Source organism: Coprococcus aceti (assembly GCF_025567285.1).
Classification (GTDB): domain Bacteria; phylum Bacillota; class Clostridia; order Lachnospirales; family Lachnospiraceae; genus Coprococcus; species Coprococcus aceti.
The window spans coordinates 41,619-56,980 of the sequence record NZ_JAOQJT010000011.1 but is presented as its reverse complement, the minus strand read 5'-3'; the positions used below and the strand labels follow the sequence as shown (position 1 = coordinate 56,980).

General features: G+C 45.6%; 14 protein-coding genes and 1 other annotated feature. Of the genes, 12 read left to right on the top strand and 2 right to left on the bottom strand.

All coding sequences use genetic code 11. From position 1 onward, the window contains the following. Nucleotides 1-81: 81 nt before the first annotated feature. A complete protein-coding gene (locus OCV54_RS12890; protein ID WP_015534206.1) occupies nucleotides 82-1,554 on the bottom strand; it encodes a DUF1846 domain-containing protein in 1,473 nt (490 codons plus the stop codon). A gap of 287 nt (nucleotides 1,555-1,841) precedes the next feature. Here OCV54_RS12890 and OCV54_RS12885 point away from each other — a divergent pair, with 287 nt between their 5' ends. The 6 genes from OCV54_RS12885 to OCV54_RS12860 all read left to right on the top strand — a co-directional run bounded on the left by OCV54_RS12885 (nucleotide 1,842) and on the right by OCV54_RS12860 (nucleotide 5,872). Then, nucleotides 1,842-2,318, top strand: coding sequence for a methylglyoxal synthase (locus tag OCV54_RS12885; protein WP_015534205.1), 477 nt, complete (start codon nucleotides 1,842-1,844; stop codon nucleotides 2,316-2,318). Nucleotides 2,319-2,508: 190 nt separating this feature from the next. Then, nucleotides 2,509-2,646: a hypothetical protein gene (locus tag OCV54_RS12880; RefSeq protein WP_015534204.1), complete on the top strand. Its 138-nt coding sequence runs from the start codon at nucleotides 2,509-2,511 to the stop codon at nucleotides 2,644-2,646. Between the two features lie 132 nt (nucleotides 2,647-2,778). Next, nucleotides 2,779-3,714 (top strand): DUF4097 family beta strand repeat-containing protein, encoded by a 936-nt coding sequence (locus OCV54_RS12875; RefSeq protein ID WP_055224429.1) that lies wholly within the window; start codon nucleotides 2,779-2,781, stop codon nucleotides 3,712-3,714. 26 nt (nucleotides 3,715-3,740) lie between these two features. After that, nucleotides 3,741-4,271: a GNAT family N-acetyltransferase gene (locus tag OCV54_RS12870; protein WP_055147780.1), complete on the top strand. Its 531-nt coding sequence runs from the start codon at nucleotides 3,741-3,743 to the stop codon at nucleotides 4,269-4,271. 289 nt (nucleotides 4,272-4,560) lie between these two features. Next, entirely contained in the window at nucleotides 4,561-5,097 is a 537-nt protein-coding gene (locus OCV54_RS12865) for a TIGR01440 family protein (RefSeq protein ID WP_117550523.1), read from the top strand. 28 nt (nucleotides 5,098-5,125) lie between these two features. Further along, nucleotides 5,126-5,872, top strand: a complete 747-nt coding sequence (locus OCV54_RS12860; RefSeq protein WP_055224427.1) for an HAD family hydrolase — start codon at nucleotides 5,126-5,128, stop codon at nucleotides 5,870-5,872. Nucleotides 5,873-5,950: 78 nt separating this feature from the next. On the opposite strand, the gene panD is transcribed toward OCV54_RS12860, so the two are convergent. After that, nucleotides 5,951-6,337, bottom strand: coding sequence for an aspartate 1-decarboxylase (panD, locus tag OCV54_RS12855; protein WP_055224426.1), 387 nt, complete (start codon nucleotides 6,335-6,337; stop codon nucleotides 5,951-5,953). A gap of 163 nt (nucleotides 6,338-6,500) precedes the next feature. On the opposite strand from panD, the gene OCV54_RS12850 reads away from it, so the two are divergent. The 6 genes from OCV54_RS12850 (at nucleotide 6,501) to rpoB (ending at nucleotide 15,358) form a co-directional block, all read left to right on the top strand. Next, nucleotides 6,501-8,249, top strand: coding sequence for an alpha/beta hydrolase fold domain-containing protein (locus OCV54_RS12850; RefSeq protein WP_015534200.1), 1,749 nt, complete (start codon nucleotides 6,501-6,503; stop codon nucleotides 8,247-8,249). A gap of 55 nt (nucleotides 8,250-8,304) precedes the next feature. After that, complete coding sequence (locus OCV54_RS12845; RefSeq protein WP_022216759.1) at nucleotides 8,305-9,270, top strand: glycoside hydrolase family 25 protein; 966 nt, start codon at nucleotides 8,305-8,307, stop codon at nucleotides 9,268-9,270. An 82-nt stretch (nucleotides 9,271-9,352) separates the two neighbouring features. Continuing rightward, nucleotides 9,353-9,892, top strand: coding sequence for an N-acetylmuramoyl-L-alanine amidase family protein (locus OCV54_RS12840; RefSeq protein ID WP_055224424.1), 540 nt, complete (start codon nucleotides 9,353-9,355; stop codon nucleotides 9,890-9,892). Nucleotides 9,893-9,970: 78 nt separating this feature from the next. Continuing rightward, nucleotides 9,971-10,108: a sequence feature (ribosomal protein L10 leader region), on the top strand. 36 nt (nucleotides 10,109-10,144) lie between these two features. After that, complete coding sequence (gene rplJ / locus OCV54_RS12835) at nucleotides 10,145-10,633, top strand: 50S ribosomal protein L10 (RefSeq protein ID WP_015534197.1); 489 nt, start codon at nucleotides 10,145-10,147, stop codon at nucleotides 10,631-10,633. Nucleotides 10,634-10,799: 166 nt separating this feature from the next. Next, nucleotides 10,800-11,168, top strand: a complete 369-nt coding sequence (gene rplL / locus OCV54_RS12830; protein WP_015534196.1) for a 50S ribosomal protein L7/L12 — start codon at nucleotides 10,800-10,802, stop codon at nucleotides 11,166-11,168. A gap of 287 nt (nucleotides 11,169-11,455) precedes the next feature. Continuing rightward, nucleotides 11,456-15,358 carry a DNA-directed RNA polymerase subunit beta gene (gene rpoB / locus OCV54_RS12825; protein WP_055224423.1) on the top strand — a complete coding sequence of 1,301 codons (3,903 nt, stop codon included), beginning with the start codon at nucleotides 11,456-11,458 and terminating at the stop codon, nucleotides 15,356-15,358. The last annotated feature ends 4 nt before the right edge of the window (nucleotides 15,359-15,362 follow it).

Genomic DNA, 15,362 nt, shown 5'->3' with positions numbered 1-15,362 from the left:
AAAAGCGGCAGAAAGATACAATTTTAAATTATTTTGTATCTTTCTGCCGTTTTTTCATAAAAATGCGAAAATATTATGCGCTTACATCCTACCCTCATACACCGCTTCGTTCGTGAACTCGATTCCAAGCTTCTTGAATGTGTTCATATCAACCGCCGACAGTATGGCAGATGTGTGAAGCTGGCATCCGGCAAGCTTTGGAAGCTGCTGCAGAGCAAGCTTGGCATTTGGATCTGATACTGCACACATGGACAGGGCGATGAGAACCTCGTCTGTGTGGAGTCTTGGATTCTTGCTGCCAAGGTACTGAGTCTTGAGCTTCTGTATAGGCTCGATAAATGTTCTTGAAATCAGGTGTGTCTTCTTGTCGATGCCGCCAAGTATCTTGATGGCATTCAGGAGGACTGCTGATGAAGGTCCGAGAAGGTCTGAGGTAGAACCTGTGACGATGGTTCCGTCTGGCAGCTCAAGTGCAGCGGCAGCAGAACCGGTCTCCTCGGCAAGCTTGTTAGCAACAGGGACAACGGCGCGGTCATCCACGGTGATCTTTGCCTGCTTCATGATGAGTTCTTGCTTGTAGACCTCATCCTTTGTAGCCTCGTCTCTGACAAATCTGTTCACGGACTGATAATATCTTCTGATGATCTCCTGCTTTGAAGCCTCCTGACAAGCCTCGTCGTCAACGATGCAGTTTCCTGCCATGTTGACACCCATGTCTGTAGGTGACTTGTATGGGCAGTGTCCGTAGATTCCCTCGAACATAGCCGCAAGGACAGGGTAGATCTCTATATCACGGTTGTAGTTGACTGTGGTCTCACCGTATGCTTCCAGATGGAACGGATCGATCATATTCACATCGTTGAGGTCGGCAGTTGCAGCCTCGTATGCCAGGTTTACAGGGTGCTTGAGAGGAATATTCCAGATAGGGAATGTCTCAAACTTTGCATAGCCAGCCTTCACACCGCGCTTATTCTCATGGTAGAGCTGGGAGAGGCATGTAGCCATCTTGCCGCTTCCAGGGCCAGGTGCTGTGACGATGACGAGAGGTCTGGTAGTCTCAACATACTCGTTCTTGCCGTATCCCTCATCACTGACGATCTTTTCTACGTTGTTTGGATATCCGTCGATTGAATAGTGGTGGTAAACCTTGATCCCTATTGCTTCAAGCTTCTTCTGGAAAACATCCGCAGAAGACTGTCCAGCGTATCTGGTGATTACCACACTGCTCACATACAGTCCCTTTTCTTTGTATACGCCTATAAGTCTGATGACATCCTGATCGTAAGTGATGCCGAGATCGTGTCTGATCTTGTTGCGCTCTATGTCGGCAGCATTTATAGATATGATCATCTCAGCCTGGTCTGCAAGCTGGAGAAGCATCTGAAGCTTACTGTCCGGAGCGAATCCTGGAAGGACTCTGGATGCGTGATAGTCGTCGAATAACTTTCCACCAAATTCCAGATACAGCTTGTCTCCGAACTGTCCGATCCTCTCTCTGATATGCTCAGACTGCATGGACAGATATTTGTCATTGTCAAAGCCAATTTTTCTCATCTTGTGAATCTCCTTAAACTATAATTGAACAGACATATGGTTTTGTCTGTGTATCTCTTTATGAAATAATGTAATAAGTAAGAATACTTAAATTTATAAAGCGTCCTATAAGAGAATACCACACAGATGGGAGAAAAAACAGAGGAAAGTTCGGCAAAATTGCAAATGTAATAATGCAGTAAATTTTTTCTGTATTATAGTGTTTTATATTGAAAATGATGGATGGATTGGGTAGAGTAAGGGTATGGGAGTAATGCTCGCAAATAGCAGGAACAGGAGGTACAGACATGAGTGCAGATTACATCACAATGACCATACCAAAGCAGAAGAGAATAGCTCTTATCGCCCATGATGCGAAGAAGGAAGAACTCATCAAATGGTGCGAGGACAACAGGAACATATTGAGCCGGCATGAGCTGTGCGGAACGGGAACCACAGCCCGCATGATAACAGACAGGACAAATCTTCAGGTGAAGGGCTACAACAGCGGTCCGCTTGGAGGAGACCAGCAGATAGGTGCGAAGATTGTTGAGGGAAGGATAGATTTCGTGGTTTTCTTCTCGGATCCCCTGACCGCAGCTCCACACGATCCGGATGTGAAGGCTCTGCTCCGTATCGCTCAGGTGTACGACATACCGATGGCGAACAACAAAGCCACAGCGGACTTTATGATCCAGTCCAAGCTGATGGATGAGCCATACGACCATAAGGTCATCAACTTCCAGAAGAATATCGACAACAGGGCGAACACGCTGGGGAAATAATTGTATAGTGATAATGAAGTCTAAGGATCCACAGGATATCTGGCAAATGTCAGCCGACCTGTGGATTTTTTCTATTTTAGGCAGAGATAGTGGAGGGGCCTGGTTCCATCGGCGGTATAATTTTTCCAGAATGTTGTCAAAAAAATTATGTGAATAAAAGGAGCGGCTTATGAGAAGGATGAAATGATTTATGGCATTTGCACTGTCGGCGGCTATGATGCTGACCTCGGTGAATATGCCGGAAGTGACCGCTTGGGCACAGGATACCGGCAAGGTGACATATTATTCAACATGGAGTGCTGCAAAAAATACTGTGGTTAAGAAATAATGAACCACATGGCACTGGATATATAGAATTATAGAGTTACAACACGCGGATGTATTGCAGGATTTGCAATACATCCGTTTTGTATATATAATGGGTTGGATGTAAAACATATTTGTATTGAGGTAAATGCATTTGAAAGTTGCAAAATGGATCATGCGGGCCATAGTTGTTCTGGTGGTCGGAGTCATGCTGACTGCGGTGATCATATCCGCCGGGCTTGGAAGACAGGCGCGTATGACGATGAAAGAAGAAAAAAAGGCAAAAGCGAAAAACTCTTACACAGAAAAAGAGATGATCATAACTGAGAAGTTCCGGGACATTAACATACAGGTGGCAGACGACATGGATGTGAAACTGGTGGAATCCGACGATGACAAATGTCACGTCACATATTTCGATTCGCCCGACGTCATACATTCCGTGATGGTGCAGGATGATGCGCTTGTCATGACCTGTGCCGACAACAGGACATTTGGCTCAGACATGGGCTTTGGAGACGATCCTTATGTCGTGGTGAGTATACCGGAGGGAGAGTATGGAGATATATCCATGACCTCGAAGACGGGAACTCTGGTGTCCAGTGTGCAGATATCCTGTGGGACATTTGAAGTAACTGAGGTGAATGGCGGAGCGTATCTGTCCAATATAACCGCAGAAAATGTAAATGTCGTCACAGATTCCGGTGAGGTCACCATGGCTTCTGTGGATGCGGACAGTGTGAAGGTGAATGGCAGCAGCGGCGACTTTTCGATAATGAACGTCCACGGCGACAATGTCATAATATCCGCGGGCAAGGGTTTGCTTGAGGGGTATAATATAAAGGCGGCAAAGGTTGGACAGTTCATGACATCTTCAGGAGATATAAATGTAGATGCGTGCGATGGACATATGCTCTGGTTTGCGACGGAGAGTGGTAACGTGGATATATCATTCTTGTCGGAGAAACGTTTCCTTGTGAACAGCAAGAGCGGAGAGGTGGACATACCTGAGCCCCATATGGCAAATGAAAACAAGTGCATTGTCGATACCGCATCGGGCGATGTCCAGATAAAATATGTTGACAGATAGAACAACTGAGCTTAGAAGGTTATAATATGGAATTAAAATTTGTTGATATTGATGATTATAGAAAACAGGTAAAGCACCTGTTCGTGACTGCGTTCCCAAGGGAAGAAAGACCTCCTATGTGGATGCTCACCAGAAGATGCAGACAGGGAAAGGCGAGGTTTCGTGCGGTTGTGGACTCGGGCAGATTTGTCGGACTGACATATGTGATAGGTGATGACAGGGTGAAAACGCTCATGTTCCTTGCGATAGATGAATCGGCAAGAGATGGTGGATACGGCTCTGCAATATTAAAAAAGGTGAGAGCAGAGTATCCGGATCAGAAGCTGTTTCTGAATATCGAGCCCCTTGATGAGAATGCGCCGAATTACGACCAGAGGTGCCGGAGAAAGGCGTTCTACGAGCGCAATGGCCTGTCCTGCCTGGATTACCAGGTCAGAGAAGCCGGTGTTACATATGAGATGATGACCTACGGAGAGTACGTGACACGGGACGAATACGAAGAGGTTATGAGAGTTATGTATGGCTCTCTTCTATATAAGATAATAAAGCGCATGTAAATGCAAATGTACAGGAAAGGAGATCTGTGACATGGCAAAGATGGTGAAGATAATAAAAAAGAAAGATGAATACTCAATGGAATATGAAGTGGGCGATGTGCTCAAGGTGGACAGCACATGGTACGGCGGCGTGACTGTGCTCGGCAAGACCGGTGTGCCGGTGTCCATAGATAAGGATGAATATGAGGAGGTTCAGGATATTTCTGAGCCGGAGAAAGCTGAACCTACGAGCATTGAGGAAGGACTCAGACCTGCGGGACAGGGCGTTTCAACAGAAGCCTTTGACCATTTGAAGGAGATCGAAGATGAGGTCCGCGGCGCTGTGAAGGATCTTCTTGCAGTTGCGGGACTTGAACCCGGCGATGCACTGGTGGTCGGCTGCTCATCCAGCGAAGTTGCAAATATGAGGATAGGCTCATTCTCCAGTGAGGAGATCGGCAAATGTATAGCGGGAGCAATACTCGATGAACTCAAAGACACAGGTGTCTACATGGCGGCGCAGTGCTGTGAACATCTGAACAGGGCAATAATAGTTGAGAAGGAATATGCAAAGGCGAACAGGATACCGATAGTCAATGTTGTGCCACAGCTCAAGGCGGGCGGTTCATTTGCCACAGCGGCATACGCAGATATGAAGGAGCCAGTGGCTATCGAGGCTATACAGGCACAGGCAGGCATTGATATAGGAGATACTCTCATAGGCATGCATCTTGCGCCGGTGGCCGTTCCGGTCAGATCTGAGCACAGCATGGTTGGAAGTGCACATGTGGTTATGGCGAGAACCCGTGCAAAATACATTGGCGGTGCGAGAGCCTGCTATCGCTAAAAAATAAAGAATTACCCGGAGGTATGACGTGTACGACAATATTATATTTGACTTATATGGAACATTGATAGACATTCACACTGATGAGGAGGACATCGCTGTGTGGAAACATATGTGTGAGTTCTATGCGCAGCACGGAGTGAAATACAATCCGGCAGGACTCAGATCAAGGTACAAGAGACAGATCAGACGCGCAGAACAGGCCATGGCAAAGAAGAGGTTCAAATTCCCTGAGATACAGATACTTGAGGTATTTGAGCAGCTCACGTTGAAAAAAGATCAGACACCGTTCGATTGTGCAGAGCTGACAGTGGCTGCGGCTCAGGAGTTCCGCAAGGCGTCTACAGGATATATAAGACTGTATGACGGCGTGACGGATATGCTCGAACAGCTCAAGCAGGCCGGAAAGAAATTATACATCCTGTCAAATGCACAGAGAGTTTTCACCTTCCCTGAGGTTCAGTCACTTGGCATAGAGGGATATTTTACAGATATATCGCTCTCTTCGGATTTCGGTGCAATGAAGCCGGATGCAGCGTTCTATCAGCAGCTCCTGGACAGAAATCATATCAATCCGAACAGATCCATAATGGTGGGAAATGACGCGGTATGTGATGTGCTGGCGGCGAAGCAGGTCGGACTCCACACCTGTTATGTACACTCCAATATATCCCCGGTGGATGATGCCGACAGAGACATAAAAGCAGACATAATTATGGATGAGGTAAATGTGCCGGAGATGTGCAGACTTATCCTTGAGGATGCCGACAGATAAGACCGGTCATATCCGAATATAAAAAAGAACTATTCGTCTTTAGTTAAAACGAATAGTTCTTTTTATTCTATATATGATCTAGCTGAAAAGCTCTCCGTGCTTCTCATAATCGGTAATACGTGAGATGGAGTTGTCATCATTTACAAATACGACCTTAGGCGTGTGCTCCTTTGCCTCCTCATGTGTCATTGATGCGTAGCACATGAGAATGATGTGATCTCCGACCTGGACCTGACGGGCAGCAGCACCGTTGAGGCACATAACTCCTGATCCCGGCTCTCCTGCTATGGTGTATGTCTCGAAACGATTACCATTTTCTATGTCAACAATCTGTACTAATTCATACTCAAGGATTCCGGCGGCCTTTAAAAGCTCAGAATCTACAGTTATACTGCCGACGTAATTGAGCTCAGCCTGAGTTACAACTGCGCGGTGTATCTTACTCTTTAACATCGTAATATTCATAAGATTTGCCTTTCTATGCTGTATGCATCCTGTTTACCGCAATTATAATATCATAAATTGACAATATTGCAACAGTAAATAAAATCATTTCTTGATTATATTATTGACATGTGCAAAAATAACTGAAAGAGAGTTGTAGACCGGACATTTGGAAAGGTGGACAATGGAGAGTCAGAATTACTTAACTATTGCAATAGAAAAGATGGGGCACGTCATGCTTGATGACAGGCATATGAAAGCCTCTGACATATATAAAACAGCGGTTAAGCTTCACAAAAAAGAGGATTATAATCCGCCTTCTTATAATGAAGATAAGTTTAAGGTCAGATCGGTGTTTGAGAAGGGCGGACTGTGCTTTTATGTGATGCCTAAAGACGGCAGGGCGACGGAGTTCTTCATGTATATACACGGCGGAGGATTTGTGTCGAGGATAACACACAATGAATGGAAGTTTGTGTTCGACACGGTGGAGAGAACCGGCTATGGGGCGGTGGTTCCGATATACCCGCTTGCGCCGGAGCATTCGGTGACAGAGGCACTGGATATGCTTACGGGTGCGTATGACAAGCTGTGTGACTCGGAGGATGTCCAGCGTCTGGTGCTTCTCGGACATTCATCCGGAGGCTGTCTGGCGTTATCGCTTGCCATACAGTTGTGGAAGAAGGGCAGGAGAAGACCGGACAAGCTCATACTGTGCTCCCCGGTTCTTGACACGGAATTTGAGGACACGGAGCTTGAACAGAAAATGAGTGACAAGAGCCGTTTTATGTACAGATATTACTACACGCCGGGGATAAAGCATTTCCTCTCTGCTTACTGGGTGAAGGATGCGGCAGGAAGGACGGATATGACAAGTCCCGTGTATTACGACATAACGGATATATGCGATGAGATGGATATATTCACGACAAATGACGACATGCTCAACTGCTATGCCAGAAGGCTGTATGATAACGCGAGCAGGACGAATATGAAGGTGCATTACTATCAGTATTATGCGGTGACACACGATTATCTCGAGCATCCCCTCATACCGGAGTGCAAGACCATCATGAAGAAGATCGCCGGCTGCATCAAGGGAGATTCGGATTTTGTACCTGCTGACATAGAGAATGACATCTGGTGCAGGGCGATGATGGCGGAGCGTTATCCAAAGTTATATGAGGACAATGAGGCCATAAAGCTCACGGACAAATTAGGCATCGAGCATAAGAAGAGGAATGCCAGATACACATTTTACGACAGGACAGTCATGATGGAGAGGCTGGTCGCTGTGGACGAGAGGGTTCGAAACTTCATAAACAGATATGCGGACGGAATTATCGTCAATGTCGGATGCGAACTGGATACCATGTTTTCCCGTGTGGATAACGGCCGTATAAAGTGGTACAATGTTGATCTCCCGGAGCGCATAGATATAAGAAGAAAATACATGGAGATCCGGGACAGAGAGGTCAACATAGGAAGTTCAATATTTGATTACGAATGGCTTGATGAAGTGCAGAAGCCTCAGGATGTGGCGATCCTGTTTGTTGTATACGATATGATGAGATATTTTGACAAGGACAAGCTGAAGTTGTTCCTGGATGCGATATGGAAGAAGTATCCGGGGGCTGAGGTTGTATTTGATGCCAAGAATTCGGTTGCAAAACACAGATGGAACAGAAGCGTGTTCATGGGTAAAAACAAAGGAACGATGCTGCGGGTGAGCATAGATAACTGCACAAGTCTTATGTATGACTGGAACATCAAGTACAAGATACTCTGTGATGAACCGATACTCAGAGAAGCGGATCTTGAGAGAATGTTCTCACACAGTGAGGCGAGAAGGTTCAGACATGCCATAAAGAAGAAGTATGACAAGGTTATACATTTGCGGCTTGGCACGGAACATTTCCTTGATAATATGTAATCAGTGTATGCGGGCTAAGGCGGACTAAGCTAAGAAGGAAGAGACAGGTAGAGATATGGACACACAACAGATAAAGAAATTTACCAGAAACTGGTGCATACTGGTTGGATCGGTATGTCTTATTGCTGGAATTGTTATAGGAATATTTATAGGAAGAGCGGGAGGATTTACCAACTCCAAGGCATCTCCGGGGCTTTCCTATGAATCGGGATATACGCTCGAGGATACGGAGATAACCAGTCTTATATATGACAATTACTGGAACTATATACCGACAGCGTACATCAATGTCGGAGAACTCGGCCCTGATGCGCTGCTGTACAAGATCAGCGACAAGGTGGAGAGAAACAATCTCGATGTTGAGAAGTTCTACACGGGCGACGATGGATATATGCATTACAGCGATGACAATATAAAGGACACACTGGTGGGTGTGGATCTGTCAACATTCCAGTCAGACATAGACTGGGAGACTCTGGCGAAGAACAAAGACATAGATTTTGTTATGCTCAGAGTGGGTTACAGAGGCTACACGCAGGGCGGACTGATGCTGGATTCAAGCTTTGAGGACAGCAAGGCGGCCGTCATCAAATACAAAATACCGACAGGGCTTTACTTCTTCACCCAGGCGATAACATATGACGAGGGTGTAGAGGAAGCGAATTTTGTCCTCAAACAGATAGGCAAGATGAACGTCAAGTATCCTATAGTTATCGACTCGGAGCTTATCGGCGACAGTGAGGCGAGAGGCGACAACGCATCGAATGATGAGAGAACGGATGGCATAGTCGGCTTCTGTGAGACGATAAAGGCGGCAGGCTACACGCCGATGATATATGCCAGCAGGAATATGTTCGCACAGTGCCTTGACATGGACAGACTCGGGGATTACGAGCTGTGGCTTGCACACTATGCAAATGTTCCTAATTTCCCATACAAATATACAGGATGGCAGTACACCGAGTCCGGAACCGTTGACGGTATATCCGGAGACGTGGATCTGGATCTCTGGTTCAAATAATAAACCTTGAATAAACGTGTTATCACAGCCCCGGTTGTTACATATTATAAATGGAATAAACAACCGGGGCTGGATGTTTTATATGGCAACAAAAATTATGATAGATGCTGGGCACGGCGGATATGACAACGGTGCATCGTATGAGGGCAGGCTTGAGAAAAACGATAACCTGAACTTGGCGCTGGCACTTGGGGATGAACTCACCCGCAGGGGATATGATGTGGTATACACCAGAACGGAGGATGTATACGATTCTCCGGTCCGCAAAGCACAGAAGGGAAATGAGAGCGGAGCAGATTATTTTATATCGCTTCACCGCAACTCTGCACCGGAGGCCAACAAGTACAGCGGAGTGCAGACCCTTGTCTACGATAAAAGCGGAGTGAAATACAATCTTGCACAGGAGATCAACAGCGAGCTTGAAAAGCTGGGCTTTCGAAATATAAATGTTGAGGAGAGGCCGGGGCTGGCCGTGCTGCGCCGGACTGAAATGCCCGCAGTGCTCATAGAAACAGGCTTTATCAACAACGATTACGACAATTACCTGTATGATTACAATTTTGAAGCCATAGCAGACGCAATAGCAAATGCTGTGGATGAGACGATCGGCGCGCGAGCGTGAGCCTGGCAATAAACGGATTTGAGTCAGGCCGGGTAAAAAATAAAAAAATTGTTGACATTGCATTTGCAGTGTGTTACATTAAGCAACGATGAACTGCCGAAGACAGTAGGTGCCCTAGGGCGTAAGATGTTATATCACCTACCGAGGAAAGATATCGTTATTGAATTAACAATCTACTCTCAGGTCTTAGGGCTTTGAGAGTTTTTTTATATCTTGGAATGTGCAGTCATTAGTAAAATAAGGAGGCGCATTATGGCAAAGGTAGAGTTAAAGAAGCCAATAGTAGAAGAGATCAAGGCAAATCTTGAAGGCGCTGCTACTGCAGTAGTTGTAGACTATCGTGGTCTTACAGTTGAGCAGGATACACAGCTCCGTAAGAATTTAAGAGAAGCTGGTGTTGTATACAAGGTATACAAGAACACAATGGTTAACTTCGCTATCGAGGGAACAGAGTTCGAAGGCCTTAAGGGTTGTTTAGAGGGACCAACTGGTCTTGCAATCTGCAAGGATGACGCTACAGCGGCTGCAAGAGTTCTTGCAGACTTCGCAAAGAATGCCCCAGCTCTTGAGCTTAAGGGCGGCGTTGTAGAAGGTACATTCTACGATGCAGAAGGAATCCAGGTTATTGCAAAGATCCCTTCAAGAGACGCGCTTATTTCCAAGTTCCTTGGAAGTATCCAGTCACCTATCGCAAACTTCGCTCGTGTTATCAAGCAGATCGCAGAGCAGAAGGAGGCTTAATATTAAGCCTGATAGAACATCTGATGTATATATCGGCACTGCCGGGATCATATGCTGTCAGATATTCAACTGTCTATATCATGGACAAAGGGTATCCGCATGATACGAGAATGATGTGTGGATGCATTACAAAATAACAAATTATATTATATGGAGGAAAAACATAATGACAACTCAGGAAATTATTGAAGTAATCAAAGGTTTATCAGTATTAGAGTTAAACGACTTAGTTAAGGCTTGTGAAGAGGAGTTCGGCGTATCAGCAGCAGCAGGTGTTGTAGTTGCAGCAGCAGGTGCAGACGGTGCAGCAGCAGCCGAGGAGAAGGATTCATTCAACGTAGAGCTTACAGAGGTTGGTCCTAACAAGGTTAAGGTTATCAAGGTTGTTCGTGAGCTTACAGGCTTAGGTCTTAAGGAAGCTAAGGACGCTGTAGATGGTGCTCCAAAGGTAATCAAGGAGGACGCTACTAAGGAAGAGGCTGAGGAAGCTAAGACAAAGCTCGAGGCTGAGGGCGCTAAGGTTACATTAAAGTAATTTGATCCTTATTTTATTATCAGACTTTATTCGGCCTGGCGGAGATGGATCTCATCCCGCCGGGCCGGTTTTTCTATACATCTTTTCTCAATTAATAAAAAAATCTAAAAAATTTCCAAAATATAGTTGACAAATATTGCATTTGCTGTTAGGATAGTAAACTGTCACTATTATGGCTTCGTGTGCATACACATCATAATATGGTGATAAATGGCTTTAAAACACTTATTTAAACTAAGGTTTGTCTTAAAAAGCATAAAAATAAATTCCAAGGGGTGAATGTGTCGATGGAAAAGAACAGAATTAGTCCTGTCAAGTCTGGAAAAGGCTACAGAATGAGCTACGCTAAGCAGAAGGACGTCCTGGAGATGCCTAACTTCATAGAGGTTCAGAAGAATTCATACAACTGGTTCTTAACTGACGGTCTGAAGGAAGCATTCAGGGATATTTCTCCTATCACTGATTACTCTGGACAGTATAGTCTTGAGTTCGTAGATTTTCAGTTCTGTAAAGATGACTTGAAGTACAGTATCGAGGAATGCAAGGAGAGAGATGCAACATATGCGGCGCCTCTCAGAGTCAAGGTCAGACTCAGAGTCGGAGATGCTAAGGAGATGTCAGATCATGAGATATTCATGGGTGATCTTCCTCTTATGACAGAGACAGGAACATTCGTTATCAATGGTGCAGAGCGAGTTATAGTAAGCCAGTTAGTGCGTTCACCTGGTATTTACTATGATATAACACATGATAAGGTTGGTAAGAAGCTGTATGCATGTACAGTAATTCCTAACAGAGGTGCATGGCTGGAGTATGAGACAGATTCCAACGATGTATTCTATGTTCGTGTGGATAGAACCAGAAAGGTACCTGTGACTGTTCTTATCCGTGCACTTGGTCTTGGAACAGATCAGGAGATCATAGATTTATTTGGCGAGGAGCCAAAGATCATGGAGAGTCTTAACAAGGATCCTGCAAAGTCATATGCAGAGGGCGTGGTAGAGCTTTACAAGAAGATCAGACCAGACGAGCCTTCAGTAGTTGAGAATGCAGAGAGCCTTATTAATGCTATGTTCTTTGATGCGAGAAGATACGATCTTGCAAAGGTTGGACGTTACAAGTTCAACAAGAAGCTTGCTCTCAAGGCTCGTATAGCAGGACATGTCCTTGCTGAGGATGCTATCGATCCTAGCACAGGAGAGGTTATCGCTGAAGCTGGAACAACAGTATCAGAGGAGCTTGCAGACACAATTCAGGATGCAGCAGTTCCTTATGTTATGATCCAGACAGAGGAGAGAAACGTTAAGGTTCTTTCTAATATGATGGTCAACATTGCCAACTATGTGGATTTTGATCCTGCTGAGCTTGGCATTGTGGAGAGAGTATATTATCCGGTTCTCGAGGGACTCCTCGAGGAGTATGGCGATGATACAGAGAAGCTCAAGGCTGCCATAGAGAGAGACATGTCAGACCTCGTACCAAAGCATATTACAAAGGAAGACATATTTGCTTCCATAAATTACAACATTCACCTCGAGTATGGCATTGGTAATGACGATGACATCGACCATCTGGGCAACAGACGTATCAGAGCGGTTGGAGAGCTTCTTCAGAACCAGTATAGAATCGGTCTTTCAAGACTTGAGAGAGTTGTAAGAGAGAGAATGACAACACAGGATGCTGAGTCTATCACACCTCAGTCCCTTATCAATATCAAGCCTGTAACGGCTGCTGTTAAGGAGTTCTTCGGAAGTTCACAGTTGTCACAGTTTATGGATCAGAATAACCCTCTGTCAGAACTGACTCATAAGAGAAGACTTTCAGCCCTTGGCCCTGGTGGACTTTCACGAGACAGAGCCGGATTCGAGGTCCGAGATGTACACTATACACACTACGGTAGAATGTGTCCTATCGAGACCCCTGAGGGTCCTAACATCGGACTTATCAACTCACTGGCTACATATGCGCGTATCAACGAGTATGGTTTCGTTGAGGCTCCATATAGAAAGCTTGATAAGACAGATCCTTCTAACCCTGTTGTTACAGATGAGGTTGTTTACCTTACAGCAGACGAGGAGGACAGATACAGAGTAGTACAGGCTAATGAGCCTATAGATGAGAATGGACACTTTGTCAAGAACAATGTATCAGGAAGATTCAGAGCTGATACAACCGAGTTCCCTAAGTCAAAGGTTGATCTCATGGATGTATCACCTAAGATGGTATTCTCAGTTGCTACATCGATGATCCCATTCCTTCAGAACGATGATGCTAACCGTGCCCTCATGGGATCAAACATGCAGCGTCAGGCGGTTCCTCTTATGATGACAGAGTCAGCAGTGGTTGGAACAGGTATGGAGGCAAAGGCTGCTGTAGATTCAGGTGTTTGCGTTGTTGCCAAGAGAGACGGTGTTGTAGAATATTCAAACAGCACAGAGGTATGTGTAAGAGCAGATGAGGATGGAACAAAGGATGTATATCACATCATCAAGTTTGCACGAAGCAACCAGGGTAACTGTATGAACCAGAGACCTATCGTGTTCAAGGGTGACCACGTAAAGGCTGGAGAGGTTATCGCAGATGGCCCTTCAACATCTGGCGGAGAGATCGCACTTGGTAAGAACCCACTGATCGGTTTCATGACATGGGAAGGTTACAACTACGAGGATGCGGTTCTTCTCAGCGAGAGACTTGTACAGGATGATGTATACACATCAATTCATATAGAGAAATACGAGTGTGAGGCTCGTGATACCAAGCTTGGTAAGGAGGAGATCACAAGAGATCTTGCAGGTCTGTCAAATGATGTCCTCAAGGATCTTGATGAGAATGGTATCATCAGAATCGGCGCAGAGGTTCGTGCCGGTGATATCCTCGTTGGAAAGGTTACTCCAAAGGGAGAGACTGAGCTGACAGCAGAGGAGAGACTTCTTCGTGCCATCTTCGGTGAGAAGGCAAGAGAGGTACGAGATACATCACTGAAGGTTCCACACGGAGCATTCGGTATTGTTATAGATGCAAAGGTATTTACACGTGCTGATGGAGACGATCTTCCGGCAGGCGTAGACAAGAAGGTCAGAGTATATATAGCACAGAAGAGAAAGATCCAGGTCGGAGATAAGATGGCTGGTCGTCATGGTAACAAGGGTGTAGTTTCACGAGTGCTCCCTGTTGAGGATATGCCATTCCTTCCAAACGGACGTCCTCTTGATATTGTGCTTAACCCACTGGGCGTTCCTTCACGAATGAACATCGGACAGGTCCTCGAGATCCATCTCGGACTTGCTTCACAGGTTCTTGGATTCAAGGTATCCACTCCTGTATTCAATGGTGCTACAGAGTTTGACATCATGGATACACTGGAGATGGCCAATGACTATGCAAATGGTACATGGGAAGACTTCGAGGCTAAGTACAAGGATACAGTAAAGCCTGAGGTTATGGATTACCTCTACACGAACAGAGACCACAGAGCAGAGTGGAAGGGCGTGCCTATCAACAGAACAGGTAAGGTTCAGCTCCGTGATGGTAGAACAGGTGAGAACTTTGATGCCCCTGTAACTATCGGTTACATGCATTACCTCAAGCTGCACCATCTGGTTGATGATAAGATCCATGCTCGTTCAACCGGTCCGTACTCACTGGTAACACAGCAGCCACTGGGTGGTAAAGCTCAGTTTGGTGGACAGCGTTTCGGAGAGATGGAGGTTTGGGCTCTTGAGGCTTATGGTGCTTCATACACACTGCAGGAGATTCTGACAGTTAAGTCTGATGATGTTGTAGGACGTGTTAAGACATATGAGGCTATTATCAAGGGCGACAATATACCAGCACCTGGTGTGCCTGAGTCATTCAAGGTACTTCTCAAGGAGTTCCAGGCTCTCGGACTTGATGTAAGAGTCGTAAGAGAGGAAGAGGACGAGGAAGGCAACAAGAAGATGGTTGAAGTTGATCTCAGCGAGACCATGGAAGCTTATGATTACAACACAAGTATCAAGAGACTTCTCAGCGACAGATCATCAGACAGAGACGATGATATGGATGAGAGCGATGCACCTGAGGTGTTCAGAGGCGATGACGCAGATGAGCTTCAGGCAAGCGGATTCTCAGAGGTTGATGAGAACGACGATATAAGTGATATGGAAGACCTCGGCGATTCAGATTATATGGATAATAATGAGGAAGAATAAGAAA

What these genes read in the sequence shown, in the direction of transcription:
- OCV54_RS12845 (WP_022216759.1), top strand. Translation starts at nt 8,305, where the DNA reads ATGGACACACAACAGATAAAGAAATTTACCAGAAACTGGTGCATACTG.
- OCV54_RS12890 (WP_015534206.1), bottom strand. Translation starts at nt 1,554, where the DNA reads ATGAGAAAAATTGGCTTTGACAATGACAAATATCTGTCCATGCAGTCT.
- OCV54_RS12850 (WP_015534200.1), top strand. Translation starts at nt 6,501, where the DNA reads ATGGAGAGTCAGAATTACTTAACTATTGCAATAGAAAAGATGGGGCAC.
- OCV54_RS12840 (WP_055224424.1), top strand. Translation starts at nt 9,353, where the DNA reads ATGGCAACAAAAATTATGATAGATGCTGGGCACGGCGGATATGACAAC.
- panD (WP_055224426.1), bottom strand. Translation starts at nt 6,337, where the DNA reads ATGAATATTACGATGTTAAAGAGTAAGATACACCGCGCAGTTGTAACT.
- OCV54_RS12885 (WP_015534205.1), top strand. Translation starts at nt 1,842, where the DNA reads ATGAGTGCAGATTACATCACAATGACCATACCAAAGCAGAAGAGAATA.
- OCV54_RS12870 (WP_055147780.1), top strand. Translation starts at nt 3,741, where the DNA reads ATGGAATTAAAATTTGTTGATATTGATGATTATAGAAAACAGGTAAAG.
- rpoB (WP_055224423.1), top strand. Translation starts at nt 11,456, where the DNA reads ATGGAAAAGAACAGAATTAGTCCTGTCAAGTCTGGAAAAGGCTACAGA.
- rplJ (WP_015534197.1), top strand. Translation starts at nt 10,145, where the DNA reads ATGGCAAAGGTAGAGTTAAAGAAGCCAATAGTAGAAGAGATCAAGGCA.
- rplL (WP_015534196.1), top strand. Translation starts at nt 10,800, where the DNA reads ATGACAACTCAGGAAATTATTGAAGTAATCAAAGGTTTATCAGTATTA.
- OCV54_RS12880 (WP_015534204.1), top strand. Translation starts at nt 2,509, where the DNA reads ATGGCATTTGCACTGTCGGCGGCTATGATGCTGACCTCGGTGAATATG.